Raw genomic sequence first — 25,714 nt, 5'->3', positions numbered from 1 at the left:
AGATTCCGTAAACTTGATTCTTTTCATATTACCAATTAAAATTAATAGTTTTTTCTAATAGCCTCGCTGCGCTCGGTCTAGAATTATACTTTTAACTGGTCTGAATTTTGGGAAGTGCACAGGGTTAGTGGGTGTAAAAGTGGAGTTTGACGTTTTGAAAGCAGTGATTTCCACCAACTTGCTTTATACGCTAACACGTTTTGAATGAAAAGTAAAACATTAGTTTAAATCACAGTTCGATTCAATTTCTTTTGAATGTTATCTTTTCAATAACTGGGTGTATCCCCCTGTGTGTAAAACATTACAATTTGAAAAGTAACGAGCGTAATGATCTACGGACCGTTCATTTATTATTTGAGAAGTGCCATTTCGTAAGATTCACTTGTACCCATCTTTCGGAGGTTTCAGCTTTCAGAATAGAAGTATTCACTAACGAAAGCAACTCTTTCCTCTGTCTAAAGACCGCCTAAAGCTTTATGTAGCTGATCAATATCTTCAAGAACTTCATTGTAATTTCGCATAATGCCTGTTATTATTCATATGGAATGGTACTGAAGAGTTTAACATCGCTCGTTAAGCCCTTTCGTTCTTCAGTAATAGCAGTAATTCCTATCATCACACTGTTTATTCCCATTTCGTGAACAAACTTCTTACATAATAAACTAGATACTTGAGAATCATCATCGAAAGCGATCCCATTTAAACCATCTAGGATGCATTTAGCAAGGTTATCAACGTCTACTTCCCGAAACCTTTTCCCTAATGTTGAAACTGATATTATTACTTCTACCAAATGGGGTTTTTTGATTCTGTTGATTTCATTAAAAGTCTGCGACGCCACTTGCTTTATATCAGCAGTAAACTTCTGTATCGATTTACTTACATCACTTTTAGCATACAAGTCATTAAGCGGTGTTTCAGATCCATCATCAGCTATTTCGACACCTACTAGAGGTTTGAATGCATCTTGTTTTGTAGGGATATGATTGCCAGACGTTAAACCAAATAAAAAGTCGATCTGTGGATGCTTGTAAAAAGTTACAAAACCACTTTCATTAGTAAGCTCCTTTATCTGATTCTTAAGTTCCATGTTTCTTTTCTTATTCATGATTACACTTATTATTTACTTTCAGACTCTCAATCAGTAGCCCCACCTATAATATCACGAGGGTTATCTTTAGCTATTGATGCTTCAAGGCTGTTTTCAATGTTTGTTATTTCATTCATATACCTTGTTTTTTGGCTTGCCTTCTGATAGTGAGTTGATTGTATTGATTTACCAAATGATACAAATAGGTAATTAATGCATCGAAGAAGTCGATTGAATCCTTTGCATCTTGCTTTGTTACAATTTGATTATGAGAATGTGCGCCGTCGTTTCCAATTAACCTCAATTCATTTGCCCAATTATATAATGTATCATCTAATATTTGTTTGTTTTTTAACTCTAGCAGTTTATTGGCAAGGTTCCCTTTTAATTCTCCTTTGTCCATGCAAATGGCTTCGATCCCCTTTCTACACATGATTACGCAAGCTTCATACGCTTGAGCCCTGTAGCATTTGTATGCTTCTTTATACGGACTAGTCACAATCTCTGGAGCATTTTTAAGTGCTATATTATCCAGATTCGGGTAAAGCTGAACTTTTGAATTAACCCAGTTATGTTCTTCGATGTTAGTAAACTCCTGTTCTGTTAAGATTGGCTGCTTGCAGTTGAGGCACATAGCCAAAATGATTTCTGTTCCTTGGTTCTGCAGTTCATCAGTCCATGTAATGTCGGAGTTGTAGGCAAATATTACCCCAGTTTCAACAATAGAGTTACAGGTTGTGCAATAGTTCTGCACTTTGTATTTTATATCTTGTTCTTCCATAATCTACTCATTACTTAGCTATGTATACCTCTTTTTTAAAATCATTTAAAACAAAGACCTTGTCGAATGCTGTATTGAAATTGCTAGAGGGCAACTCGACATAATCGTAGGAAGATTCTGGACTAACACCCGAAAAAACCATTAATAACCACATTTCGTTAAGTTCGGGATTTTTAGTTTTGTAACTGTGTAGTTTACGTTCCTTTTGATCAACCTCCTCCACAATTCTATCAGCTGTAAGTGTAGAAATATTTAGGGTTCCTGCAAGTTCAATGCAAGTTTGAGTATGTTGAGTGATCTTTACTGATCTAATAAAACTCGGTTTTTCAATCTTTAAACCTTCAATGGTAGAGGATATGTATCCTACAAGTTCTGTTCCCAAGTTGTCTTGTGAGTATCTTGCCATAACATCCCAAGACTTTTCAAATATTACATTCACAAGAACACATCTTGATGGATAGGTTTGTTTATAAATCAGTTCTGCTTTCTGCAATATAGCTTTAAGTCTTCCGACTGATTCAGCTTCCTCGTTAACAATTCTTTTAATCTCAAGACCTACACTTAGACCATTATAGGAGATGTGAATATCTGGCTCTTCATCAAGTTTAATAATCTTAACATCCTCGATGTTTGTAATACTGCCAGTATTAATTAGTGAGATTATAAAGCTAGCATAATGACATAACTCTATAACTTTCTTTCTCTTATCCTTTAGGCTAAGGGATGACGATTCTACAATATCAATCCAATGGTTGATCAGCTTTTCGTAGTTATTCTTTTGTTCTGTGAGAACCATGTACCGCATATTATGATGTTCTAGAAATGAAGTTGACAACTCCTTGATACATCAAATTAACTTGCTCCTTAGTGTAGTCGTCATACTTTCCGTGTGCAGCTTTATTCCTCAAGTCCATCCATGAAGTTATACTCTTTTGGTCGAGCTTATTATATGCATCTTGTGCGCATAGTTCTGCATTCAAAGTATCTGCTTTCTTTGGAACCTGTTTACCACCCTTCTCTACAGTGACAGAAATCTTATGTCTATCACATAGTTGCCTCAAGTGTTCTTCCATTACGCTACCAATCATTACGGCCGAAGGGTCTTTGTAACCTTCCTCTAATAAGTATTCAGCCATCTCTAGAAAGTCTGTGAAGATTTCGGCAGACACTAACGATTTAACAGTAAATAACCAACCCCCGTCAATCTGACCTTTGATCGCCTTTAATATACCCCTGCCTTGCTCAGTCATGTATGGATTTATATCTCTCACATCATGATTAAACTCTTTGTAAAATGGATGATCGATACCAAATACCGATTGTAAAAAGGACAAAGAAGCGGCTCTAAATTCACTGAATGCTTCGGAAGATACATATTCACTGTCGTATAGTCTATATTTAGTTGCGAGCGTTCTATCTGCAAGCACTATTAGTTCTTTAACTCTTTCTCCTATTTGCTCCAGTTTCATTTTATATATTCATTAATCAATTCAACCTTTTCCTGTAGATGAAGGTCAACAAAGTCCGGCTTAACTTCCATTTCTTTAAATCCATAAATATCTTGTTGACAACCAGTACAATGAAATCCAATATCATTTGTTTTACCACAATCGCAATTCCAAATTTCCTTTTCCTTGGATGATAACAATTGCTTCTTCATTGATCTTTTGCCCTTTTCAACGAAGGTGTTTTTCACTAATGTCCTTAAGGCATTTAAATTAATCACATCCTGCTTATTATAAAACGGCTTATCATAAGTAACAATAGCCAATCCACGCTTTTGCACTTTAAAGTCATCGTTCGCAATCAATGCCTTCACTTTATCATAATCAAGTAACTGCAAATCTTTAATGAGCTGAGATAACTTTGTAATCACTGAATCCACTTTAGAATCTCTTACATTATCATACAGCAATTCAATTTTTCTATCCTCTGGCATGGCATCTAAATAAGATGAAAGTAGGCGATAGAACTTCTCTGTAGAACCTTGATTTAATTGCTCGTTGACTATTGTACGTTCGAATTTTCTTAACAGACTTGGAAGCACTTCATGAACTTGATTTGATGTTATGAAGTCCCAAACATCTTCGTTAAGAGAGAGATTACCATCCTCAGCTTGGGCAATAATGGTTCGCCTGCGTTGTAAGGTATTTAGTCTATCTACCCCGATATTCTCAAAGCGTTCATCAGATTGAGTAGTTGGCATTAAATTACTTCCTTGCTTTTCAAGAACGACTGCTGTTCCAATCGCTGTTATCATGAACATAGATTTACCCTTGCCAGAAATCTCGTCTATATCAATGTTTAACCCGATAACACAATCTGCACCTAATTCATGTGCGGCATGCTTAATCCTTTCTATAGCTTCATTGTACAGGGAACTAAGTTGTTTCTGATAGGTTTGAGAACGCCCTCCAAATACATCACTTAAGCTTCCTAAAAAATCACTAAACATGTTCGTGCCTGCGACTATATGTGCCGATACGGGTTTGATGAACCTTCTGATTTTAAGCCCATCCGCATTTGAAGATGTTACTACGAGAACTTCTTTAGGGTTTGCCATATTTATTTTTATTGATTGAGTTCGTTTTAAGCCTCGACAGAAGCTAAATAATGATTTGAGCTGTTAATAATCTCTAATATATTGATGTCATTTAATATTTCCAACTTATCCCGAGCTCACCGCCTGCGAACTGAGTTCATGTGCTACAACAAGCAGTTGCAGAGCAACGGGTTGTAGCTATGTTTTAACACAAGCGTAGCGCAGCATGAACGATTACGCAGGTGAGCTGAAAAGTGGAATGCGTGTGGGCTTATCCAGGATGAAGCGTTAGCAAAATCCTAGATAAGAACAGAAAAAGCATTCATGAGGCAACCGCTTTGCCAAAATTAAAACCATGACAGTGGAAAGCAATGGCGTGTGTTTTAAGTGGCATTAGACTTGCCGAATACCGATCTTCCTAATCATATTAGCACTGTCCGCTGATATGTGTTAGAAGCTGAAAAGTGCCCGCAGTTAGCTTGTAAGAATGCAGTACAGAAGTCAAAGCACAGGATTAATGACTAGACCGAGCCTTTCCTCGCTTAAGCCACTCCTTTTGAGGAAAAGGCACGGGCTAGGAATAATTTAAAGGCTAACCTATTGGATGATCATAAGGATCTACTACTACCTTATCAAGATAATATTCCCAAATGATTGGGTCTGGTATTCCATCTGTATTGAAGTTTTTCAGTATGTTGTATCGCTTAATCAGGAAGATGAACTTTGGATCCCCATACCCATCAACTAGCGAGTTGAAAAGCAATGCGTATAATTCGTTTTGAGACAACTGGGCTCTAACCAGACTCGAATAAAAGGCTTTCCTTTCGTCAGGGATAAGTGCAGATAGGTGGATGTATTTAAAGATATGGTAAAGTTAACGGAAGTAGTGATTAAGAGTGTTTTCGAAGTCTGAGTACATCAATCGGTATTTAGTATCTAACGCTTGATAAACTTCTTCGAAGTTCTTGTACGGAATTGATGGGAAGTTTACCCAACCACCAAATTCATCTTGTTCTGATTCTGGAGTGTAACCTTTGGCAAAATGATCTAACCTCTGCTTCCAAACAATAAATATGGTCTTACCATTAGTATGCGTTTCAGGATAACCACCTGAACTATAAGAAAGTTCTTTCACTGTGTTTGAATGTAATTGAAGTAGTTGGAAGAATGTGTTTTCAAATCCTTGAGTCTTGAATGTGTTAGATTGGTCAACATATACCATTCTAGTATCTTCTAACTCCTTAATCTGTAAATTCAAAGCATCTTGATTGATCTTAATATCCTTACGTTGCTCTTTTAAAGCAAGATAAAATAATATAACGCTTGCTAGTGACCAAGTTGCACCTACGGTTCCAGATAAAAAAGATCCGAGATTACCTAACAGAGATGTATCAGCTCTCATATCAGTTACAAAGGTGTTTTGTCGCCACGTAAAAATAATAAAGCCAACCAAAGCAGCGATAACACCACCAATTAATAAGCCGATGGCAATGAGCTCTATTTTTTTATTTGTTAGTTTAAGCATAGGTATTTGTTAATAATCAGTTTGGATTTGTGTAAATTCAGCATTCTACGAAGTTATTTAAAAGAGCTACATTGCTGTAACTATTAGATAATAAGTTTAGAATTCATTGCACGTTTAAAGTACTCCCTTCCTCACTGTAAGCCACTAAATGAGAGAGGGAGGGAATTGAGCCTTTAAAAGCTATTTGACAATATATACATTGCCATTACCTAAGTTTGTTAAGTTTAAGTGTCTTCTTGATTTTTTAAATACGCTAAAGTTAGCTATGCTTAGTTCAAGGTGATCAACTTTTGTCTTGATGGTAACTTGAATAAGCAAATTGGTGCCTTTCTTCCGAATGAACCTCGCATCAAGTCCGTTTTGAATTAACAATACTTCTTTTGATGTTGCAATTGTATCTAAATATGTTGAGATATAGATATGTTCAAGGTTATGCCAATTACCTTTCTTTAATTCGGCAGTATGATAATCTATAACTTCTTGTATGGAGTGGAAAGATTTATTTTGACCATAACCTACCAAAGAACATGAAAGACAGGTTATAAATAGGATTAACTTTAACATTATTAGCGATCATTTAGAACTCAAGTATAATAAAAAAGAGCCACATAGTATGGCTCTTATAATAGTGGTAACAGATTTCAGGTAAGTGCTAACTTGACAATACTATTGGTTTGAGGAAGTTAATAACGTTATTAGGCTTAGCAACATAAACTTTACCCATCAATAACCTTATCCTACAATGCATAACGTAGGGAATGTAAATAAAGTCACCCTCTTTGAAATTAGGCGAATATTCATCAAGTGCTGTTATAAATTGTGTACACAGTTCATTGTATCTTGTTTCATCCACTTCTTCTAGCAGTTCAACTTCTAATTTGTAATATACAATAATGCATTCTTCAAGCAGCTCTAAAAACGGTAATACCAATGATGGGTAATTCTTGGTTAGGTTTGTGGCAGATGCTATCAAATTAGCATCTACTGTGTAGTTCTTGTACATATCACTTATTTAATTAAAGCAGCAATGATTCTTTACCACATGTTAATTGCAATCGTAAACAAACTCTAGCTCATAAGAGCTGCTCGATGTGCTAGAACCTGTATTAGCCCAAGTGTTGTGTAACTTGATGATATTACCATTAGCATCTTTAGTGTAAGTGTAATTGGCTGTGTAAGTTTTATTTGCTGCTACCTCTGTTGTTTTTACAATTAGGTTCTTCGATCTGTTACCCATGTACCTAACCAAGTTGGATATGTCAAACCCATTGTAATTGGAGAAGTTTAATGGCATCAATACATTGTTAATCACATTATCCCTCGATTCTTCTGCATTATAAGCTAAAGTTGTTACTGTGCCATTCGGTTCTGCAATCCTTGTTAAATTTCCATCTGTCCATGTATAAGCCCATGTGAATGTGCCACTTGAATTAACTGTAACGCCTTTGGTCAAATAGCCATTACTATCATAAGTGAAAGTTGTTGTGCTAGGGATTGATGTTGTAACCGTTGATATTCGGCCACTGGCATCTAATGTAAAGTTGGTTGTTCCAGTTGCCTTGCCATTTGTAATAGGATACTCGTAGTAATTGGTGAGTTTTCCGCTTGTATAAGTGAAAGTTTCGAAGTCAGTTGATGTTGCATTACCATTATCGATTCTTGCAAGTTTACCATCACTGGTATAACTGTAATAAATTGTTGGATTGCCAGTGCTTTTTACCTGTGTAAGTTTGCAGTTCTTAGAAACCGACAGTGGTTCTTCAATTGAGTCGCTTGATTTTTTGCATGACGCTACGATCAACAGGAGAGCTGCTGAGAGCATAATTAGGGGTTTGTTCATCTTAATCGTATTTAATGTTAATTAGAATTGCGTTTCTTCAATCGGCAAGTAACTCTAGCCACTATTCCATCTCTAGAATTGACCGTTACCATTAGGTTCGCAGTAGGCACATCTTTATTTGGGCTAACGGCCATTGAAAGTGCTGTTTTTTGACCATCCAACGTATAATTATAGTTATAGGTGGTGTCTGATCTCTCGGAACTGAACCTTTCAATCTTTCTGGCCAGTACCATATCATTCTTTTCTCCAAGTTTAAGTATGATATAGTCTTCGTTAAATTCAAGATTATATCTTTTACCTTGTAGTTCTTCGCTAAGTCTTTCAGATGATGCTTGGTCGAAATCGCTTGTACCCCCAAACATAGGATTGTATGGTGTGGATTCGTAAATAATGTAAATGCCGTTTGGATTACGAGGTTTGCATGCGGTTAGGAGGGAGATTGAAATGCAGGCAATGAGTAATTTAGATTTCATTGAGTTGGTTGTTACACCGATAGTCCAACTCGGCTTTATAAACACAATAAGCGCTAGGACTGAGCTTTGTTTGCGTCTAAGAGGCTCGGCAAGAACCTGACAACAACAAACAAGCCAGCACCTAACGCTTATTGGCGTAGGTGTTGAACTCATCTGTTCTTGTTGTCTTAATTTAATTTTGCCGATTTCCTTAGACAAGAACGGAAAGCTTAACGCTTATATCTTAATTATGTATTATTCGTTTACTTCTATATGTGCTTTTATTATTTTAACAAAGATAACCAAAGACAAAGAAATATAAGCGCATGCTGCGCCTATATTTTTTTATTTAGGCTGCTTCTTTCTCAACTGTACCAATAGACACGTAACCGGTTTCACCCTCTACAATCCTGCGATAATAAAAATTGTGGAGGCTATCAGCAGGTAAATAGTTCACTCTAAGTGCGTATTCGATACCTCCAGTATTATCGTTGGATTGGGTGAGTTGGTAGCATTCTCTTAAAAGGTTATTAGTAAGGATGCTGCCAAACTTTTCAAGTGCTTCTTGCCCGAGATAAATAAAAATAAAATAACGGGCATCTTTTGGGCTCATGGATAAAGTTATGTTCCAGTGATAACAGAGAAACTCCTTTACTAAGTTGGCATTCTGTTCGTTCTTGGTGTGATCCATCAAGGCGAAGGTTCTGAATTTGGCAACATCAAACCGTTTTAATAGTTCTGTTGCTTTGTCTACCATCAGTGTATATGCTTTTTCAACCTCGTTATTGGTAAGTTGAATGTCGGTTGTAATCGGCACGAACTGCGTTTTAGATTGTGCTTTTGTTTTCGGTTGTGTTTTCATTTTGAATTGATTTAAAAGGTTATAACTGGGTTAAATGAAAAAAGCACCCCTTCGAGGTGCTTGGTAAATTGTACTGGATATAGAGCTTGTTAGCTTTTAAAGAGTCAGGTTGCTACTGGATTTTGTGTTTTTATTGATAGCCGATTTTGATCTCTTAAAAGCTAAAATGTGCAAATGAACGGTATTAAAGCAAGGTGATAAAACGCTCTGGTTGGACTTGTAGTGCCCGTTTAAAGAACGTTTTGTAATCTTTGATCTTAGTGTCAGGCCGAAGAAATTGAAGCATTCCAAGGCGTTTAAATAGCTCCATTATTTGAGTTTGTAATGGGCAATTTTCCATTTTGTACTGGATGAAATAGTTGTTCTGTATATCACAAGCTAAGTCAAAGTAGCACGCTGAAAAGCATATTGAATATAGTTCATCAGTTGTACAGGGATGAGTTTTTAGGTTCATTTCAATAATAACTCTGTCGGCTCGGTTTGGGAGTGAGGCGTGCAAGAGCTTGATTTTTTCGATCGCTGCGTGGTAGAAGATTTCTGCATTCTTGTTATTTAGCTTTTGTGTTTCCATTCCTTTCTTTAATGCTCTGTGGTAGTTCTTTGAGCAATATCGTTTTGATTTCCATTGGTTTTCTATCATTTGGAGTACTTCAAGGTCTTTATTGTTCTCAAAAGGGTGCTTAACGAATGACATTTGATTTGAATTAGAGGTAAAACCATTAGAATCGCCATAAAATAAGCGAAGCCCCAGTATTGCTACTGAAGCTTGCTATTTCTTTTGACTTACTCGACTTGCCGTCTCGGGGGTGAAGACGAATCTAGGTTGCTCCGCTTAACACTCTCATGATTTCATTTTGGAAGCACTAGTTATGATTGTTTTTCATTTGAGAAGTGTTAGCTTTTATAAAGCCAGGATACTATTAAAATCGAGAGAGTGTTAGTGAGCACACCGCTCATATTGAACTGGTTTCAGTGATTCGAGGGGGAGGGGTGGGTTCGTAAATTCGACCTCTAATTTTTATATTTTTGAAATTGGGCTGCTATTGCTATATTTATTTAAATGCAATCAGCTCTCTCTTACACAATCAAAGTATGGCTTTCTAGCATCGTTATTGGTACTGTAGCTTTGTGGTCAACAATGATAATCTTTTCTCCAGCTGAGGATGCACCGTGGAGTGAACTGCCTTTGTTTCTGTTATTGACTTTAGTTATAGCAGCACTCATTTCCTTGCCTACGTCAATAGTTTTTTTCCTTGCAACGTACCTATTGAAGGAACAGAGTGTTCCTCCGATAAAGCTGAAGTTTGCGGTTAGTTTGATCGCTATCACTGCATGTGTTATTACATTCACTTTGATAGCGAGATCAGATCACAATTCTGTTCTTGATCGTGGCAACTTTACATTGTTGCTCTGTTATAGCCTGCCGATTCCGTTTTGCGTTTGGTTTTATAAGGGTGACTAACATTAAAATTAGTAGTATTCCAGAGGTAACTTTTACACTTAGACATACTCAACCTATACTATAATTCTACTTCTTAGATAGAGTATGTGAGAGGTAAAAATCCTTGATAGTTTTTCAGATTTTTCGTATCTTAGGGTAATGTTAGATCAATCAGTTCTTGATTGGCAATTACCTCAGATCCATTCCTGATGCCATAATTTTCACTTGGCAAGATAAACCTCTTTTACAATCTATGCTAATGTTATTATGAACTATGTTAATGGGCAATTCGTTGTCTTACCACAGATCCTTGCGATGGATCAATTGAAAATTAAATACACTGATCTAATGGTGTACATATCCGTGAGATCCTTTAATGGATGGCAAGGTTGCTATCCATCATACGAAACTATCGCTAAACGGGCACACTGTTCGCGGTCGTATGTAATTGAATCTCTTAATCGTTTAGAACAGGCGTGTTTCATTGAAGTTGAACGTTCTGAAAAGAAAAAGGAATCCAATAAATATCGATTTCCTAAGTTCCACAACTTTGAACATATACCTTATTCATTCTTTAAGTTGGGCGTCGAGCTAACAATATATGAACGATCAATGCTATTGTGTTTAAGGCAAATACTTCGGTATCATGGTAAAGGCATGAGCATCATGACTATAACTGATATTGCTAAGCGGTTGGGTTTAAGTTACAGGCAAGTATACAAGCCTTTAACCTCCTTGATTGATAAGGGATATGTTGTATATAAGCGAGAACGAAGTGGTAAAACTTACACCCTGGCTGATAAGTTTGAATGGATCTTTGACTATACCAAGCCAAAGCCATCATTCGGTACGTTAAAGGTGGCTTAGCTGATAGCTAAGCCAGTCCTTTGTTTGCACATTTTTATTAAACAGGGGTTATAATATAGCGATACTAATTAAATCTGTGCGTTCTCGTTGAATAGGGATTGATTGAGTTGTGTTTCTTATTTATAAGCTTACACATTCTAACAGTTTTCATCTTAACACCATCTATCTCACGTGGTTTATCAGAGTTCTTTAGCTGCTTTATCTCTCTCTTCAATAAGGGCTTATGATGAAAGTATGTTTTTATCTCATAGTAAGTTGTAATGTCAGTTGATTTAGCTTTACCAGTAACATTAAATTCTTCAAAGAGCGCTTGAAGCATGTGTTTAACCGTTGACAACTCATAAGGAATATCAAGTATGAAGGTGGCATAAACTGCATCAATCATACCTTGATGAACTCTTCGTTCAGATTGATCAAGCTTAAGTAATTCCTTTTCGATTGCACGATAGTTAAACTTTAGTAACTCAATTCTATCGTAGCCAAGTATAGCAATTGCGTTTTCAACAAACGGGAATCGTTGCGTTAACTCATGAAAATACCGGTCAGCCCCTTCTTCTCCCTGTAGATTTTCATTTAAGATAAACTGTTCACAGGCCCACTTAATTCCCTCTGGTGAGTATCTTTTCATTTCTTTACTCATGGTTTCAAATTCTTCGGGCAGATACACTTTTGAACGCTCTGACACATTAAAAAGTTCAGAAAAGTAATAACTTAAACCAGAAGATATCTCGTGCCCATAACACATCTTCACCTTTTCCTCGTATAGGTAGTTATCAAACTTGAAATAGTCTAATGAGCCATCTTGTTGAAGAATATTTACATAGGGCTTTTGCCTTTTCAATGCTTCCCCATAAACCTCATCCTGTAAAAACAAATCGCTTGTCGCAGCCTGTAACTCAAGTAAAAGCTCATATCTCGATTCTGATTTTAGCAGGTCAGAAATTGCCTGTTCTTGTAGCTTGAATGAAGTATTAAATCTATTGTTGATAATATGGCAAGCGGTCTTATAGCTTGGTTGGTATTCTCCATTGGCTATTGGCTGTCTAAACCTTCCTAAGATTTGGTAAGTATCAGTATTTGGATCAATGATTGAGTGGCTAACGTATCGAGTATCAGTCAGAATCAGGATATCCGGTAATGCTGCCAGCTTATCTATATCTAGACCATTGAAGAAACTACTGGTAAGGAAGTTAAACTTCGACAATGTAGAGTTGTCGATCTCGCTAAAAGCATTAGTGTAACCTTTGATTTCAAAGTCTTTAACTCCATCTGCTGAGCAATAAATACTAGAAACATCTGTCAAGCCGTTTGATGCCATCAATGAATGGATGCCATTTAAAGAGTTGAAAAAGATGAATAGCTGCTCCCCCTCGTAGCTTTCGATATACTCTTTAAAAGCTGAAGCAAGGTTGTTGACTGTAAACACGGTAATATCCTTTTTAACATTCCTTTCATGTTCAACTTTGCAGAATTCAAACGAGCTGAATCTTGGATCGCTGGGTCTCAAAGGAGTTGCAGAGATCATCGCCTTATTTTTGAATAGGAAGAAGTCATCCATTACTTGCGATATATTAACCCTGTAGCCGATGTCTGTTGTTATCTTGTGGCATTCATCTAAAAGGATGAAATAATTTAAGTAAGGATCGACACCTGTGTTGAGAATAGCAGAAACAAGTTTTTTCAGCCCCTCTGGTGTTGTAAGAAACTTAAGTTTCTTTGATCCATTTGATTTTAAGTGCTTTTCAATTGCTTTGGCAGTTACGCCCTCAACAACTACAAATGTATTATCTTCCTCTGCATGTTTTTTATGCTTATTGAAGATCTGACTCTTATGGGGCAATACAATAATACTGTTTCGATCCGCTTTTATTTCACTCCAAGTTGCTCCCCATCCTGTAAGCACTTTGTTTAATACAATATTACTTGGTAGTGGATTGAGCTGTGTTTCATCGCTCAATCTTAATGCTGATGTCTTAATGATCTTGTCGTAATTGATTAGTGGCTTTATCATTATTTATGTATCTTAAATTCAACTTCATCGTTGAACTGATACAAAGGTCGCTAGGCTTGTCTAGGTTAAAAGAAATAGATCAAAGCATAAAATTAAAGCATGTATAGCCTTGATAATAAGATTGTTGACGTAGGATTGATGTGTGTGTTTAAAAGACAAAAAAAGGGGCGTTTGCCCCTTCAAAATACTTACCTTAATTCAATCTAAAGGTTCGTGATCCTCTTCAATTTCATCTTCGTTTATCTCATCAAACTCAAAATCATTTAGCTCTCTTCGTTTTAGCTTTGTATTAAGCATATCGATTGTTTTAGGTTCAGGGATTGCACGCCACTTAATTCTCAACTTGTGTGTAATGGGAGATTCTTCTGAGATATTAACCTCAATTTCACGACCAATGAGCTCTCTACTGTTAATAATTGCTAATTGTTCAGTAGTTGCTCGATTTTTAAAGCTTTCCATTTGGATTTCAACCACGAAGCTAGCTTGGTATATATCTGCTTCTGTTGCCCGCCAATTACATTTAGCCATTAACGCATCTTTATCATAACACCTACCGGAATAAGTTTCGAGTATCAGGTAAATGCCGATTCTTGGGCAGTAAGTGCGTTTTTCATTAACTTGCAAGCTGTTATAAAAAGCTTCTATTGCTTTCTTTGTCATAATTCATTGTGTGCTCCATTAGTGGAACGACAATGCAAATTTGAGGCTTCTTAAAAATGTAGGAGGCAATAGGTAACAGATAAAAAAAATATCGGACTATAGCCTTGATTACTTGCTTGTTAAGGTGTTTCTAAAGATAGCATGCATGTAGTCTTTTGGTTCGGAATCGAAATCTTCACGATCATGGTAGCCTAGCATTTCAAGTACATCAAAGAAGAAATTAGCCTGTGCATCTGTTAACATTATTCCATCAGGCAATTTAAGCTCTGTATTTTCATGCAGGTAAACTTGTAAGAACTGACTAAACTCAACTTTTAACTTATTAAGCTGCTTGGTTGGTTTGCGAATGCCCATTGTGGCAGTAGCTTTCAGCTTATTTAAATCAAGTGGCGTATCTGATGAGAAGTCATTGCCAAACAGATTGTAAAGTATCTTCTCTCCAAATATGCCCAATGGAAACTCTCTTGCTTCGATCTTCTCAAATAGAACTTGACACATCCATTTTGCAATGGCGGTATCTTTTATTGAGGCTGTTGCATTAAGGGTAGGTTTAACGGCAAGTTGTAAGTGCTCATTCGGTTTTGACTCTTTATAAGCTAACATGAAACTCGCTACCTCTTTAGAGGTGAGGTCATCATGGTAGTTCTGCCAGTATGCATCGTAACGTATTCTAATCTGCTCATTCTTTTTCATCACTAGATACAAAAGTTCATTTCTATGCTTTGAGAGATCAAACTTTTCAAGCAACTGTTCAAAGGTGTCGACTACATAATTGTATGTATCTTCAGTTTGATAGTCCATTTCCAATGCAACAAGTATGCTTTGGTTGGTAATGTATTCTTTTTTATCGAAGCTGAGATTGTAGCTAGTTAATAGCTTTAGGTTTACTTTAAGTGCGGTATCAAACATAAAAAGCAGAGTAAAATATGCTACTCTGCTGTAAAGATATTCATGTTACTTTAGAATAGATTACTTCGTGATGGCTTTATCTCATTTTTAAATAGCCTTTCTTTTATATAAAGTGTTGTGACTTGTAAATTTGCATGTCTGTTCCTTTGGCGAATTTCTTCATAACTAGATCCAGATTCTATGTCGTAATAGTTTGAAGTATGCTTTAATGCATAGAGTTTTAAATGTCTCGGTAGCTGGTGTTTGTTTTTAAAGAACCTCCAGTTTTGGCCAAAGTAATCGGAACAGACCTGTAATTCTGCTGGTTTATTTCTTCCACCGAAAATGAACCACTCCTGCGGATAATCGGTTATTAATTGATTTAGAATCCCTATTGTTTCATTATCCAATTTAAATCTAGCTTCATTACCGTTTTTTGTTTTTGAGGGTGGTATTACTAATGTTTCATCTTTTAGGTTTAAATCAGCAATTTGAAGCCTTGTTAATTCTAGCGGTCTGATGTTATATTTAAAGAGTAGCTTAGTTGCCACATATAAACCGAAATGACGCTTGTCGTTTGATAGGAGGGATGAAACTAGTAGTAACTCTTCTTTTTCAAATACTTTAAAGCGTGTTGAGTCATAGCGAGTGACTTTCTTAATTACTTTATCGCAGGGATTTTCTTTAATAATCTTTAAATCCTTTAGATAGTTGAAAAACGTACCAATGTCTATTAATTAAGTGTTGTAGCTCACTTTACCCCAATTCCTTTCAAAAGCTTTGGTATCCAGGAATTCTTTAATGTGAATGTTCGTAAGACTCTTTGCTTGAAGATGTTTAAGGTTTTTATTGGCAAGAAATGACGTGAAATGCATCATTAATATCTTGTTGTTTTTAAGGGTCTTCTTCGCTATTGATTCATTATTAAGCGCATCCTGACGCTTCATTAGCCAGTAAGAAATACATTCTTCAATTGATGATGTTGAGTTAATTACTTCCTCATTCTGTAAATTGGTCAGGGGATTCCAATTGTCGTTTAGCAAAGTAGCCAATTCTAATATGAGTTTCTTTGCCTCATCTCTAATCAGTTTTATATTCCCGTCATTCTTTCCAATGTATTTCCTAATCCGTGTAGATTTGTTAGTTTTGAGGTCTAAATAATAGAAGTAAACATAGGGCTTATTAGAGCCAGTAAAGGTTTTCGGAATGCTTAAATAGAATTCATAATCTTCCCAAATGTGTATCAATTGGGATTGTTTTGACTGTTTCATAAAGTTGGATTTGTCGCCACTTTTGTCGCCAATTCGAAAATCGAACTGAAAATGTGCCCTCAAAGCCCTTTAAACAATACAATACATGAACCATTGGTTAGTCAAATCAGAACCTTTTAAATACAGTTGGGAAAAATTTAACGAAGATGGCCGCACCTTTTGGGATGGCGTGCGTAATTATCAGGCCCGTAATAACCTAAAAGCCATGAAAGAAGGCGACTTGGTGCTTTTTTACCACAGTAACGAAGGTAAAAACGTAGTCGGTATAGCCAAGGTAGTGAGAGAGTTTTATCAAGATCCCACTACGGATGATGCCAATTGGGTGGTGGTCGATTTATCTCCGGTAGAAAGCCTAAAAAATCCGGTTACTTTGGAGCAGATCAAAGCTGAGCCCAGTTTGGTCGATATTTCTTTGGTGCGCCAGGGCCGTTTATCGGTTATGCCTTTAAAAGCAGCAGAATTTGATAAGATTTTGGAGATGGGTAGCTAAGGGGCTTCTTGGAGTTGGCTGTTTTCAGTTCTCAGTTACTGGGTTAAAGCTGAAGGGAGTGCTGGGCGTTTGGCGATAAGTGCTTAACACCAAACGCTACACGCCTAACGCCACACACTTTGCTTTTACATCAAACCTCAGTATATTGAGCAATCTTAACACCTGAATATGAAAAAATGCTGTTTTGCTTTAGCTTTGATCCTGTGGGTTAGCTTGGCCATGGGCCAAAACGTTAAACCTTACATCGCTATCCTAAAAACAACTTCCGGTAAGCACAAGGGGATACTGTATAAGGTTGATTCTGCATATGTAATTTTAAACGATAATGGCGAGTTCGATAAAATAGCAATCAACGATATTAAAACAGTTCAGATAAGAACCATAAAAAAGAATTATAAAGGAATAAACCTGATTAAAATCGGTTCCGATCCAGAAGAATATCAATTAAATTCAAGAGGGGATAAGGTAAATAAGTGGGGAAAGAAAATGCCCTCTCCAGAAGATGAGTTGGGTGTTGCCTTCTTCTCGGTCATATTTACGGGCATTGCGAATGGCTTGGCAGCGCCCATTCATGCTATAAATCCAAATGTTGCCCGTTTCAATCTTCGTCAAAAAGACGTTAACAAACTAAACGAGCTAAATTATTTCTCAGTTTACTATCAGGCAAATGCCAATGTACTGACAGAATTGGAGCAGATCAAAAAGATTTCGGCGTCATTTAAGCCGTAGGTTCCTCGCGTTTAGCTGTTTTGCTTAAAGTTATGCCCAAAGTCATTACGATACTTGTGCCCAGTACCACCAAAAATAAAAAAGAGGTACCCACCTGTGGTATCTTTAACTCGGCAGGCAGGTTAAAATACAGTAAAATGCTAATCAAACCGCGAGGGGCAATGTACACAATCGGGGCAACTGCGCCGTGCTTAAATACCTTTAAAAAGAAAAAGCGCACGGCGTAAATGGTAAGCAGGATAAAAAAGCCATTGGCTAAAACCGGCTTATCGTTCAGCTCGCTAACGTTCATGGTAAAACCAAAAATAACAAAAAAGAAGGTGCGTAAAATGAAAGCACTCTCTGCCGATAGCTGGTAGAGCTGTGATAAATCTGCCGAAAGATTTTTATACAGAAAAACACCCCTAAACCACGCATTTTGAATGGTATCGGCATTGTTAAGAAACAAACCTGTGCTTAAAATGAGTACCAGTGAAGAGAGGTGGTAGGATTGGCCTATGGCATAAACCAGTATCAGTATCGATATAATTAAGAAAAACTTAATGTGGTGGATGAGCCTACCCATAATGTACAGCAATACCACACAGGCAATGGCCGAAAGCAGCACAATTAAAAATGTACTTAAGCCAAGGCCAATAAATGCAGAAGTGGTAATGGAGTGGTTGGTAATGGCAAAGTTGAAAATGATAATGCCCAGGATATCCGAGAAAGAAGATTCGTAAATCACAAACTCACGGTCGTTATTGCCCAGGGCAGCAGCCGATGGGATGGCAATGGCTGAGCTGATTACACTAAAAGGAATAGCATTGGCGATACAGGTATATAGGTTTTGATGCGTAATCTGGTAAATGATGGTGGTAATGATGCTAATGCTCACCAATAAGATGGTTAGTGCCGATAAAAAGGCACTTCTGATCACTTTGTTCTTGTGCCGGTCGTATTTCAGTTCGAGCGAGCCCTCAAAAACGATTAAAATTAAACCAACGGTACCCAAAGTGGGTAAAATGGAAAGAAAATTAAAGGTGTGTATATTTAGGTAACCGACCAAAAAACGCAGCCCGATACCCAATAAAAGCAACAGCAAAACCGATGGTATTTTTGTCTTACTGGCCACTAAATCAAATAAATAGGAAAAGATAACTAATCCGCTTAAAATAATAAGAATGGTGTAGGTTGTCATATTTTTCAGCGTAAGGTAAAGCGCTAAAATAAAACAAACAGCCGAAGCACCAAGAAGTTTTGTGTAAAAACTATGCTTTAAAGAAAAGTGCCTTCAATTCGCTAGCGTCATCCGGATTCATTTTTCCTCCCAACACCAGTCGCAGTTGGCGGCGGCGCAAAGCACCGGCATATAGGTCTAATTCTTCGGGGGTTTCGGGTACCAGTTCTGGAACGGGAATGGTACGGGCACTCTGATCTACAGCAACAAAAGTATAATAAGCCTCGTTGCTTTTCTGGCGTGCACCACTAGGAATGTTTTCAGCCCATACATCCAAACGCACTTCTACGGATGTATTAAAAGCCCTGGTTACCTTGGCCTCAATGGTAATTACATCGCCCAGTTTTATAGGGTGTTTAAAAGAAACATTATCAACCGATGCCGTTACCACAATGCGGTTACAGTGTTTCTGTGCCGAAATTGCCGCTGCAATATCCATCCAGTGCAGCAAACGGCCGCCCATTAGGTTGTTAAGCGTATTGGTATCATTCGGTAATACCAACTCGTTCATGATGGTAAAGCTCTCTTTGGCAAATTTCTTTTTTAAACTCATTTGAGCGCAAAAGTAAGCAAAATGTGCGTTAAAATCGTATTCGGGTAAATTGAAATGGTGTTTTTACCTAGCAATTAAAGAAATTAGAAAGGACAATTTTAGGACAAATCGTAAAAAACAATTCACTATATATCATGTTATCTATACAAAAATCGAATTAATGCAGAATCAAACCCTTATCCAATTTTTCCATTGGTATTATAATGAAGAACAGAATTTATGGACCAAAGTTGCTACCGAAGCCGGTCATTTAAAAGAAATTGGCGTAACATCTGTTTGGTTACCGCCTGCCTATAAATCAAACAACGCCGCATACGATGTGGGTTATGCTGTTTACGACCTGTTCGATTTGGGTGAGTTTGACCAAAAAGGAAGTGTAAATACCAAGCACGGCTCGAAAGATGAATATATCAAAGCGATTGAAGCCTTACACGAAAACGGTATTGCTGCTTTGGCAGATGCTGTTTTTAACCATAAAGCCGGTGGCGATGAACTCGAAAAAATACAGGTAAGAACGGTAAACCCTGAAGATAGGAACGAATTTACCAGCGATGTATTTGAAATAGAAGCCTGGACCAAATTTACCTTTCCGGGCCGGCAGGGCAAATATTCTGAGTTTATATGGAACCACGAGTGCTTTAGCGGTGTAGATTGGGCCGAGGACCGGAAAGAGACCGCCATTTATTCGATCCAGAATTACCTTGGCGAGGGCTTTGAGGAAGTTCCATCTACCGAATTCGGCAATTACGATTACCTGATGTTCAACGATATCGATTACCGCAACCAAGCGGTGGTTAACGAACTGAAATATTGGGGCGAATGGGTGGTTGAAACGACTAAAGTGGATGGCTTTAGGTTAGATGCTGTTAAACACATCAATCCCGAATTTATTGTGGAATGGATTGATCATTTGAACCAGAAATTTAACCGGGAGTTTTTTATCGTTGCCGAAGATTGGAACGTGGTGGATATTGAAGGACAACTGAATTATATTGAGATTACCGGCGGTCGCACGCAGATTTTTGATTCGCTATTGCACCATAATTTTTTCTTGGCCAGTAAAGATGAAGAATTTGACATGCGCAGCATTTTTGATGGTACCCTGGTGCAGGTAAAACCCGATTTGGCAGTCACTTTTGTAGATAATCATGATTCGCAGCCCTTGCAGGCCTTAGAATCTTATGTCGATTTTTGGTTCAGACCATTGGCTTATGCCATTATATTGCTGCGTTTGCAGGGCATACCGTGTTTGTTTTTTCCTGATTTATATGGTGGAATTTACGATGATAAGGATAATGAAGGAGAGGAAGTTCATGTAGAACTAGCTGCGATACCAGCAGTAGAAACCATGAGTAAAATCCGTACGGCTTTGGCCTATGGCGAGCAGCGCGATTATTTTGATCATGGCAATTGCGTAGGGTGGACCCGTGCAGGCGATGAAGAACATGAAAATAGTGGTATTGCCGTACTATTGAGCACAGGCGAAGAAGGTTTTAAAAGCATGGAAATGGGTAAACACTTTGCCGGAAAAACTTTTGTTGATGCCCTGGGCTACCGCGAGCAGGAAGTAATTATTGATGCAAATGGCTGGGCAGAGTTTCATTGCAATGCCGGCAGTGTATCCGTTTGGGTATTGAAGGTAGGGGAGTAATCTAAAAAAAAATGCTATCCTGAGCGTAGTTGACCTTTCAAGCTTGTCATCCTGAGTGTAGTCGAAGGATCTTTTTAGATTATTAATATGAATCTCCGGAAAGCTCAGATTCAAATGAGATGCCGTGATTTCGAGCAAGTGGTCTGTGGAGACATAGACCATGGGATAGAATAGAAAACTCGTCATAGCGAGGAGGAACGACGAAGCAATCTTTTATGCTAGTGATCTTCGCTTGTAAGATTACTTCGTCGGCTGAAAAGCCTTCTCGCAATGACGATTTTTTACACTGATGAACTGCACCACCATGGTTCGTGTTCTCACGAACCATTCACGCTGATATAATACTGGTATTGATAATTCAGGGAAAAAACAAAAACAATCTCATTCTGAGTATAGTCGAAGGATAGTATTTTTGTTTTCGCTATTATACTACAAAAAATTATCTTCTGCCCTATAAGCTGAAATCACGGCCAGTTCGCCCTCTTTACCACCTTTTGAATTTCCGTGTTCCATGCCCATAACACCTTTGTAGCCTTTCTTATGTAAATGCCTGAAGAGGTTTTTGTAGTTGATTTCTCCTGTAGTAGGCTCCTTTCGGCCAGGATTATCGCCAATCTGGATGTAAGCAATTTCATCCCAGCAGCGGTCAATCGTTTTAATCAGGTCGCCTTCAGTGCGTTGCATATGGTAAATGTCGTAAAGTATTTTACACGACGGACTTTTAACCGCCTTACATACCGCATAGGTTTCGTTTGTTTTTTGCAGGAAAAGTTCCGGTGTATCGCTTAAAGTTTCTAAAACCATAATCAGTCCGTGGGGCTCAAAAACCTCTGCTCCGGCACGCATGGCATCAATTACATTGGCAAACTGGTTTCCATAAGGTAAATTCCTTTCGTAAAAGCCTGGTACTACCGTTAGCCATTTAGCGTTGCAGCGTTTTGCTGCCTCAACCGATTTTTTGCAGGTTTCGACAAACTTATCCTTAAACTCTTTTTTGCCGGTGGTTAACGAGGTTTTCCAGTTATCGCCGCCATCAACCACAAAAACGCCCATGCGCATGCTCAGTTTTCCCAAAAGGTTGCCGATTTTTTCCTGCTCTTCAACCGAACGGTTCAGGTATCCATTGTCTTCTATAGAACGGAACCCTTTATCGTACATAAATTGGATCTGATCTAAAAAGCTTTTGCCTGCATGATTTTCGAACATGCCCTGGTGCGGGGCATAATCCAGGTTAAAAGTTTTGTCGCTTAGTGGAGTAGGTTGCTTTTCGGCTGCGAAAGTATGGCTGAACCCAGCGCCTGAGGCCATTGCACCCGCTGTTAATAAGCTGTTTCTTATAAATTCACTTCTTTTCATCTGTTTGTTTTTTAAACCGATATTAAGGTGTAATTAATTTTTTAAAGCCGGTAGTTAAGGTGTCGGCAACTTTGCCGTCCTTTTGGTGGTACACAAAATAAGCTTCTAAATTTTTCCTGCTTTCTACAAAGGCAATCGCATCTTTAAGGTGCATGGCCATTAACGCATTGTCGTAGCCATCGGCCGTTATGGCATCATTGGCATAAACCGTTACGCTGATCATTTCATTATCCAAAGGATAGCCCGTTTTGGCATCAATCAGGTGCGAAATCTTTTTTTTCCCGCTTTGGTGAAACTTTCTGTAATTGCCTGAAGTGGTGATGGCGCCCGTGTTTATGGCTGCAATATGCCTAATTACCGGGGTTCCATCCTTATCTGGGCCTTCAATGCCGATTTTCATCGCTTCGCCGTTTGGTTTTGGTCCTAAAATCCTGATTTCCCCGCCCAGTTCGGCCACATAATGCTTAATTCCTTTCTGTTCCAGGTAAGCTGCAATTAAATCGACACTATAGCCCTGTGCAATTCCATTTAAATCAATCTGTATGCAAGGTTTTAGCTTGGTTAACAAGCCATTTTTCAACCGGAGATTTTTCATGCCTATGCACGGCATAATCGATTTAATGGTAGCCGGGCTAGGTTCTGTTTGGATTGCTTTGGGACCAAATCCCCAGGCCTGCACCAATGGGGCAACGGTAATATCGAAAATACCTTTGGTATCGAGGTTAATTTCGAAACTCCTTTTCAGTACCTCGTTAATGAAGCGATCGGTTTTGACCGAGCTTTGTGCAGCATTGAATTGATTTATCAACGATCTCTTTTTGTAAAGCGACATTGATAAATCAATTTCATTTAATAAACTATCTATGCCCTGTTTGGTAACCAAACTATCGGCAGCGTAATACATAATGCTGTAGTCTGTTCCCTGCGCATATCCACTGAGCCTATATTGCTTAAGCTCTTTTTTAAAAACGAAAGCCAGAACCAAGGGTAAAAGCAAGCACAAAAACCTATACTGCATCCGTTTATTTTTATATTACCTTGGCCTGTCCGGGCATGGCAATAGGGTACAATCCTTTTTCATCAGGCATTAATTTTGGATTGGCATCCCAGGCAAAACGCTCAGGCATTAAACTGATGTTCGAAGCCAAAGCCTCGTCCCATTTAATGGTTTGACCAGAATAAGTGGCATAACGGCCAATAATTGCCGAGAATGTGCTGGTTGCCGCATAATCTACATTGCTGAATTTATATTCGCCTTTAGAAACCGCATCGAAAAGTTCATCGTGCTCGGTTTGGTAAGGGTTTGCATTGCCTTTGGTATTGTGGTTGTACAGTTCTTTGCCACTATAATCTTTCATAATAGCCTGGTTGCTTCCTGAAAGATAGATTTTTCCTTTGGTACCTTGGAAAGATTCATCAACACGGTTGCTAATGCCCTCAAAGTGCCTGCATTGGCTATGGATAATGGCGCCATCCGCATAAGTTAATTCGATGGAGTGGTTATCATAAATTTCTCCATAATCTTTGCCGGTTCTCCAAGCCCTGCTGCCAGTTCCCTGCACCGAAACTGGATGTGCATTTTTTACCCAGTTGGCAATATCGATATTGTGTACGTGTTGCTCTACAATATGATCGCCGCATAACCAGTTAAAATAATACCAGTTTCTCATTTGGTATTCCATTTCGGTTTGGTTTGCCGTACGCGGACGAACCCAAACACCACCACTGTTCCAGTATACCTGTCCTGCCATAATATCGCCTATCGCACCATCGTTAATGCGTTTAATCGATTCGCGGTAATTGGTTTGGTAGCGGCGTTGTAAACCAACAACCACATTTAATTTTTTCTTTTTAGCCTCTTCTGCTGCAGCCAGCACTTTTCTGATCCCCGGCGCGTCAACTGCTACAGGTTTTTCCATGAAAATCTGTTTATTCTGTTTTACGGCCTCTTCAAAATGAATTGGGCGGAAACCTGGAGGTGTAGTTAACAGCACTACATCGGCCAAAGGGATGGCTTTTAAATAGGCATCGAAACCTACAAACTGGCGTTCTTTCGGAACATCCATTTTCGCAGCAAATTTCGAATTTAAAGATTGAAAACTGCTATCTAAACGGTCTTGAAAAGCATCGGCCATCGCCACCAACTTGATGTTGAATTTGTTGCTCAATGCTTGGAAAGCTGCGCCTGTACCACGGTCGCCACAGCCAATCAAGGCTATTTTAATCGTATCGGAGCCCGAAGCGTAAGCGCCTGCAAGTGGAATGCTGCTCAACATTGCTCCACCAGCAAGCATAGCGCTAGCTTTTAAAAAATCGCGACGGTCTTGGTAATTAATTGGTTTTTTCATGTGTTTTGGTTTGTTTTTGGTTGTATTAATAGTCTTTTATAGGTTTTTTATCATAATAGGCATCTATTTCTGCCTTTGAAGGTGTTTTTGCAGGGCGTACCAAACGCATGCCTACAAAAGGTGCTTCCGGAAACCACCAATTGCTTTTGGGAATCTGTGGATCTAACTGCTTCCACGATGGATCTGAAGCCAATCGCGCGGTTGAAGTTAAGTTTTCAGGCTTTTCATCGTAAGAACCTCCGCGCACTACATTTGGATAGAGTTTGTCGGGAACGGCTACAGGGTTTTCGGCTTTGCTTTTGCCATAAAAATCGGCTATGTACTGGTCGTAGGTCCATTCGCCAACATTTCCGTACATATCATATAAGCCCCATGCATTAGGTTTTTTTTGGCCTACCTGATGGGTTTTATTATCGCTATTGTCTTTGTACCAGGCGTAGTCTCCCAGTTTGGATGCGTCATTTCCAAAGGAATAATTGGTATCTGATCCGGCTTTGCAGGCATATTCCCACTCGGCCTCTGTTGGTAAACGGTAGAAAACACCAGTGCGCACATACAGCCATTTACAGAACTGAATGGCATTATATTGGGTCATGGCTACTGCTGGCTGATGTTCTTTTCCCATGCCAAAGGTCATATCCAGATAAGGTTTAGTTGGGCGGGTCACGGCATCAACTTCAGCAGGAATGGCACCCTCACTGGCTTTTTTTTCGTAATCGCGGTACAAGAAAGGTTCGAAAATATCCCAGGTTACTTCATGTTTTCCGATCCAGAAGGCATCTAGTTTAACTTCGTGAACGGGTTGTTCATCAGGTTTACCGGTTTTGCTTCCCATTTTAAATTTGCCTGCCGGTATGGCCTGCATATTGAATTTTAGTTTAGTCCCGTTGATGGTTTGGGTATACGGACTGGTTGTTCCCTGAGCCAAAATATGGGCACATGGAAAGGTTATTAACGCTACAGCAATTAATTTTTTAAACATAATTATTGGTTAGAAATGCTTATTTTCTAGGGATTTATCTGGTTAAGTCTGAAACACTAAAGTAAATAACCACATTTAAAACAAAGAAAATTAATGTAACAATAAAGGTAAGTATTGTAAAATTAAAAGTCAAGTTGACAATTAATAGCGCACTTT

General features: G+C 38.3%; 28 protein-coding genes. 4 read left to right on the top strand and 24 right to left on the bottom strand.

Translation table 11 applies throughout. The features are described from left to right. Positions 1-532 precede the first annotated feature (532 nt). From ACS5PU_RS20670 to ACS5PU_RS20610, 13 genes are all read right to left on the bottom strand, one after another. On the bottom strand, positions 533-1,108 hold the full coding sequence (locus ACS5PU_RS20670; RefSeq protein ID WP_439461063.1) for a RusA family crossover junction endodeoxyribonuclease: 576 nt from the start codon (positions 1,106-1,108) through the stop codon (positions 533-535). A 115-nt stretch (positions 1,109-1,223) separates the two neighbouring features. Then, complete coding sequence (locus ACS5PU_RS20665) at positions 1,224-1,871, bottom strand: DUF4145 domain-containing protein (RefSeq protein WP_439461062.1); 648 nt, start codon at positions 1,869-1,871, stop codon at positions 1,224-1,226. A gap of 10 nt (positions 1,872-1,881) precedes the next feature. Then, complete coding sequence (locus ACS5PU_RS20660) at positions 1,882-2,667, bottom strand: hypothetical protein (RefSeq protein WP_439461061.1); 786 nt, start codon at positions 2,665-2,667, stop codon at positions 1,882-1,884. Between the two features lie 10 nt (positions 2,668-2,677). Beyond that, complete coding sequence (locus ACS5PU_RS20655; protein ID WP_439461060.1) at positions 2,678-3,340, bottom strand: hypothetical protein; 663 nt, start codon at positions 3,338-3,340, stop codon at positions 2,678-2,680. Further along, positions 3,337-4,434: a YbjQ family protein gene (locus tag ACS5PU_RS20650; protein WP_439461059.1), complete on the bottom strand. Its 1,098-nt coding sequence runs from the start codon at positions 4,432-4,434 to the stop codon at positions 3,337-3,339. The genes ACS5PU_RS20655 and ACS5PU_RS20650 overlap by 4 nt, the downstream gene beginning before the upstream one ends. A gap of 571 nt (positions 4,435-5,005) precedes the next feature. Beyond that, positions 5,006-5,278: a putative phage abortive infection protein gene (locus ACS5PU_RS20645; RefSeq protein WP_439461066.1), complete on the bottom strand. Its 273-nt coding sequence runs from the start codon at positions 5,276-5,278 to the stop codon at positions 5,006-5,008. Between the two features lie 9 nt (positions 5,279-5,287). Further along, complete coding sequence (locus tag ACS5PU_RS20640) at positions 5,288-5,938, bottom strand: hypothetical protein (protein WP_439461058.1); 651 nt, start codon at positions 5,936-5,938, stop codon at positions 5,288-5,290. A gap of 180 nt (positions 5,939-6,118) precedes the next feature. Continuing rightward, the gene (locus ACS5PU_RS20635; protein ID WP_439461057.1) at positions 6,119-6,502 is read right to left on the bottom strand and encodes a hypothetical protein; all 384 of its coding nucleotides are present in this window, start codon (positions 6,500-6,502) and stop codon (positions 6,119-6,121) included. A gap of 88 nt (positions 6,503-6,590) precedes the next feature. Then, complete coding sequence (locus ACS5PU_RS20630) at positions 6,591-6,941, bottom strand: hypothetical protein (RefSeq protein WP_439461056.1); 351 nt, start codon at positions 6,939-6,941, stop codon at positions 6,591-6,593. A 42-nt stretch (positions 6,942-6,983) separates the two neighbouring features. Next, entirely contained in the window at positions 6,984-7,778 is a 795-nt protein-coding gene (locus tag ACS5PU_RS20625) for a DUF4595 domain-containing protein (RefSeq protein ID WP_439461055.1), read from the bottom strand. A gap of 17 nt (positions 7,779-7,795) precedes the next feature. After that, positions 7,796-8,251, bottom strand: a complete 456-nt coding sequence (locus tag ACS5PU_RS20620) for a hypothetical protein (RefSeq protein ID WP_439461054.1) — start codon at positions 8,249-8,251, stop codon at positions 7,796-7,798. Between the two features lie 328 nt (positions 8,252-8,579). Beyond that, positions 8,580-9,092, bottom strand: coding sequence for a hypothetical protein (locus ACS5PU_RS20615; protein ID WP_439461053.1), 513 nt, complete (start codon positions 9,090-9,092; stop codon positions 8,580-8,582). 184 nt (positions 9,093-9,276) lie between these two features. After that, a complete protein-coding gene (locus ACS5PU_RS20610; protein ID WP_439461052.1) occupies positions 9,277-9,786 on the bottom strand; it encodes a hypothetical protein in 510 nt (169 codons plus the stop codon). A gap of 1,014 nt (positions 9,787-10,800) precedes the next feature. On the opposite strand from ACS5PU_RS20610, the gene ACS5PU_RS20605 reads away from it, so the two are divergent. Continuing rightward, positions 10,801-11,400: a helix-turn-helix domain-containing protein gene (locus tag ACS5PU_RS20605; RefSeq protein WP_439461051.1), complete on the top strand. Its 600-nt coding sequence runs from the start codon at positions 10,801-10,803 to the stop codon at positions 11,398-11,400. A gap of 64 nt (positions 11,401-11,464) precedes the next feature. Here ACS5PU_RS20605 and ACS5PU_RS20600 read toward each other — a convergent pair whose 3' ends face one another. The 5 genes from ACS5PU_RS20600 to ACS5PU_RS20580 form a co-directional block, all read right to left on the bottom strand. Continuing rightward, a complete protein-coding gene (locus tag ACS5PU_RS20600; RefSeq protein ID WP_439461050.1) occupies positions 11,465-13,411 on the bottom strand; it encodes a DEAD/DEAH box helicase family protein in 1,947 nt (648 codons plus the stop codon). Positions 13,412-13,609: 198 nt separating this feature from the next. After that, positions 13,610-14,071 (bottom strand): hypothetical protein, encoded by a 462-nt coding sequence (locus tag ACS5PU_RS20595; RefSeq protein ID WP_439461049.1) that lies wholly within the window; start codon positions 14,069-14,071, stop codon positions 13,610-13,612. Between the two features lie 108 nt (positions 14,072-14,179). Then, positions 14,180-14,980 (bottom strand): hypothetical protein, encoded by an 801-nt coding sequence (locus tag ACS5PU_RS20590; protein WP_439461048.1) that lies wholly within the window; start codon positions 14,978-14,980, stop codon positions 14,180-14,182. A 50-nt stretch (positions 14,981-15,030) separates the two neighbouring features. Further along, on the bottom strand, positions 15,031-15,621 hold the full coding sequence (locus ACS5PU_RS20585) for a tyrosine-type recombinase/integrase (protein ID WP_439461065.1): 591 nt from the start codon (positions 15,619-15,621) through the stop codon (positions 15,031-15,033). A 75-nt stretch (positions 15,622-15,696) separates the two neighbouring features. Next, entirely contained in the window at positions 15,697-16,230 is a 534-nt protein-coding gene (locus ACS5PU_RS20580; protein WP_439461047.1) for a hypothetical protein, read from the bottom strand. Positions 16,231-16,315: 85 nt separating this feature from the next. Here ACS5PU_RS20580 and ACS5PU_RS20575 point away from each other — a divergent pair, with 85 nt between their 5' ends. Both ACS5PU_RS20575 and ACS5PU_RS20570 read left to right on the top strand, forming a co-directional pair. Then, on the top strand, positions 16,316-16,720 hold the full coding sequence (locus ACS5PU_RS20575) for an EVE domain-containing protein (protein WP_439461046.1): 405 nt from the start codon (positions 16,316-16,318) through the stop codon (positions 16,718-16,720). Positions 16,721-16,888: 168 nt separating this feature from the next. Next, positions 16,889-17,449, top strand: a complete 561-nt coding sequence (locus ACS5PU_RS20570) for a hypothetical protein (protein ID WP_439461045.1) — start codon at positions 16,889-16,891, stop codon at positions 17,447-17,449. On the opposite strand, the gene ACS5PU_RS20565 is transcribed toward ACS5PU_RS20570, so the two are convergent. Both ACS5PU_RS20565 and ACS5PU_RS20560 read right to left on the bottom strand, forming a co-directional pair. After that, on the bottom strand, positions 17,439-18,629 hold the full coding sequence (locus tag ACS5PU_RS20565) for a sodium:proton antiporter (protein WP_439461044.1): 1,191 nt from the start codon (positions 18,627-18,629) through the stop codon (positions 17,439-17,441). The two genes, ACS5PU_RS20570 and ACS5PU_RS20565, sit on opposite strands and share 11 nt — an antisense overlap. 70 nt (positions 18,630-18,699) lie before the next feature. After that, entirely contained in the window at positions 18,700-19,221 is a 522-nt protein-coding gene (locus ACS5PU_RS20560; protein ID WP_439461043.1) for an acyl-CoA thioesterase, read from the bottom strand. 160 nt (positions 19,222-19,381) lie between these two features. Between ACS5PU_RS20560 and ACS5PU_RS20555 the strand changes: the two genes are divergently transcribed. Next, positions 19,382-20,872, top strand: a complete 1,491-nt coding sequence (locus tag ACS5PU_RS20555) for an alpha-amylase (protein WP_439461042.1) — start codon at positions 19,382-19,384, stop codon at positions 20,870-20,872. A gap of 429 nt (positions 20,873-21,301) precedes the next feature. On the opposite strand, the gene ACS5PU_RS20550 is transcribed toward ACS5PU_RS20555, so the two are convergent. Genes ACS5PU_RS20550 through ACS5PU_RS20535 form a run of 4 tightly spaced genes read right to left on the bottom strand, consistent with a single transcriptional unit; the run spans position 21,302 to position 25,558 of the window. Beyond that, positions 21,302-22,228, bottom strand: a complete 927-nt coding sequence (locus ACS5PU_RS20550; RefSeq protein WP_439461041.1) for a hydroxypyruvate isomerase family protein — start codon at positions 22,226-22,228, stop codon at positions 21,302-21,304. 22 nt (positions 22,229-22,250) lie between these two features. After that, positions 22,251-23,246: an FAD:protein FMN transferase gene (locus ACS5PU_RS20545; protein WP_439461040.1), complete on the bottom strand. Its 996-nt coding sequence runs from the start codon at positions 23,244-23,246 to the stop codon at positions 22,251-22,253. A gap of 10 nt (positions 23,247-23,256) precedes the next feature. Further along, positions 23,257-24,576 carry a Gfo/Idh/MocA family oxidoreductase gene (locus tag ACS5PU_RS20540; protein ID WP_439461039.1) on the bottom strand — a complete coding sequence of 440 codons (1,320 nt, stop codon included), beginning with the start codon at positions 24,574-24,576 and terminating at the stop codon, positions 23,257-23,259. 25 nt (positions 24,577-24,601) lie between these two features. Then, positions 24,602-25,558, bottom strand: coding sequence for a formylglycine-generating enzyme family protein (locus ACS5PU_RS20535; protein ID WP_439461038.1), 957 nt, complete (start codon positions 25,556-25,558; stop codon positions 24,602-24,604). Positions 25,559-25,714: the final 156 nt, after the last annotated feature.

The sequence above is a fragment of the Pedobacter sp. GSP4 genome (genome assembly GCF_051857575.1).
GTDB lineage: Bacteria > Bacteroidota > Bacteroidia > Sphingobacteriales > Sphingobacteriaceae > Pedobacter.
Note: the sequence above shows the minus strand (reverse complement) of the source record. Positions and strands in the feature narration are given on the sequence as shown.

Excerpts from the sequence above, each read along its gene's own strand:
- ACS5PU_RS20670 (WP_439461063.1), bottom strand. The coding sequence starts at position 1,108 with ATGAATAAGAAAAGAAACATGGAACTTAAGAATCAGATAAAGGAGCTT.
- ACS5PU_RS20665 (WP_439461062.1), bottom strand. The coding sequence starts at position 1,871 with ATGGAAGAACAAGATATAAAATACAAAGTGCAGAACTATTGCACAACC.
- ACS5PU_RS20660 (WP_439461061.1), bottom strand. The coding sequence starts at position 2,667 with ATGGTTCTCACAGAACAAAAGAATAACTACGAAAAGCTGATCAACCAT.
- ACS5PU_RS20655 (WP_439461060.1), bottom strand. The coding sequence starts at position 3,340 with ATGAAACTGGAGCAAATAGGAGAAAGAGTTAAAGAACTAATAGTGCTT.
- ACS5PU_RS20650 (WP_439461059.1), bottom strand. The coding sequence starts at position 4,434 with ATGGCAAACCCTAAAGAAGTTCTCGTAGTAACATCTTCAAATGCGGAT.
- ACS5PU_RS20640 (WP_439461058.1), bottom strand. The coding sequence starts at position 5,938 with ATGCTTAAACTAACAAATAAAAAAATAGAGCTCATTGCCATCGGCTTA.
- ACS5PU_RS20635 (WP_439461057.1), bottom strand. The coding sequence starts at position 6,502 with ATGTTAAAGTTAATCCTATTTATAACCTGTCTTTCATGTTCTTTGGTA.
- ACS5PU_RS20630 (WP_439461056.1), bottom strand. The coding sequence starts at position 6,941 with ATGTACAAGAACTACACAGTAGATGCTAATTTGATAGCATCTGCCACA.
- ACS5PU_RS20625 (WP_439461055.1), bottom strand. The coding sequence starts at position 7,778 with ATGAACAAACCCCTAATTATGCTCTCAGCAGCTCTCCTGTTGATCGTA.
- ACS5PU_RS20620 (WP_439461054.1), bottom strand. The coding sequence starts at position 8,251 with ATGAAATCTAAATTACTCATTGCCTGCATTTCAATCTCCCTCCTAACC.
- ACS5PU_RS20615 (WP_439461053.1), bottom strand. The coding sequence starts at position 9,092 with ATGAAAACACAACCGAAAACAAAAGCACAATCTAAAACGCAGTTCGTG.
- ACS5PU_RS20610 (WP_439461052.1), bottom strand. The coding sequence starts at position 9,786 with ATGTCATTCGTTAAGCACCCTTTTGAGAACAATAAAGACCTTGAAGTA.
- ACS5PU_RS20605 (WP_439461051.1), top strand. The coding sequence starts at position 10,801 with ATGAACTATGTTAATGGGCAATTCGTTGTCTTACCACAGATCCTTGCG.
- ACS5PU_RS20600 (WP_439461050.1), bottom strand. The coding sequence starts at position 13,411 with ATGATAAAGCCACTAATCAATTACGACAAGATCATTAAGACATCAGCA.
- ACS5PU_RS20595 (WP_439461049.1), bottom strand. The coding sequence starts at position 14,071 with ATGACAAAGAAAGCAATAGAAGCTTTTTATAACAGCTTGCAAGTTAAT.
- ACS5PU_RS20590 (WP_439461048.1), bottom strand. The coding sequence starts at position 14,980 with ATGTTTGATACCGCACTTAAAGTAAACCTAAAGCTATTAACTAGCTAC.
- ACS5PU_RS20580 (WP_439461047.1), bottom strand. The coding sequence starts at position 16,230 with ATGAAACAGTCAAAACAATCCCAATTGATACACATTTGGGAAGATTAT.
- ACS5PU_RS20575 (WP_439461046.1), top strand. The coding sequence starts at position 16,316 with ATGAACCATTGGTTAGTCAAATCAGAACCTTTTAAATACAGTTGGGAA.
- ACS5PU_RS20570 (WP_439461045.1), top strand. The coding sequence starts at position 16,889 with ATGAAAAAATGCTGTTTTGCTTTAGCTTTGATCCTGTGGGTTAGCTTG.
- ACS5PU_RS20565 (WP_439461044.1), bottom strand. The coding sequence starts at position 18,629 with ATGACAACCTACACCATTCTTATTATTTTAAGCGGATTAGTTATCTTT.
- ACS5PU_RS20560 (WP_439461043.1), bottom strand. The coding sequence starts at position 19,221 with ATGAGTTTAAAAAAGAAATTTGCCAAAGAGAGCTTTACCATCATGAAC.
- ACS5PU_RS20555 (WP_439461042.1), top strand. The coding sequence starts at position 19,382 with ATGCAGAATCAAACCCTTATCCAATTTTTCCATTGGTATTATAATGAA.
- ACS5PU_RS20550 (WP_439461041.1), bottom strand. The coding sequence starts at position 22,228 with ATGAAAAGAAGTGAATTTATAAGAAACAGCTTATTAACAGCGGGTGCA.
- ACS5PU_RS20545 (WP_439461040.1), bottom strand. The coding sequence starts at position 23,246 with ATGCAGTATAGGTTTTTGTGCTTGCTTTTACCCTTGGTTCTGGCTTTC.
- ACS5PU_RS20540 (WP_439461039.1), bottom strand. The coding sequence starts at position 24,576 with ATGAAAAAACCAATTAATTACCAAGACCGTCGCGATTTTTTAAAAGCT.
- ACS5PU_RS20535 (WP_439461038.1), bottom strand. The coding sequence starts at position 25,558 with ATGTTTAAAAAATTAATTGCTGTAGCGTTAATAACCTTTCCATGTGCC.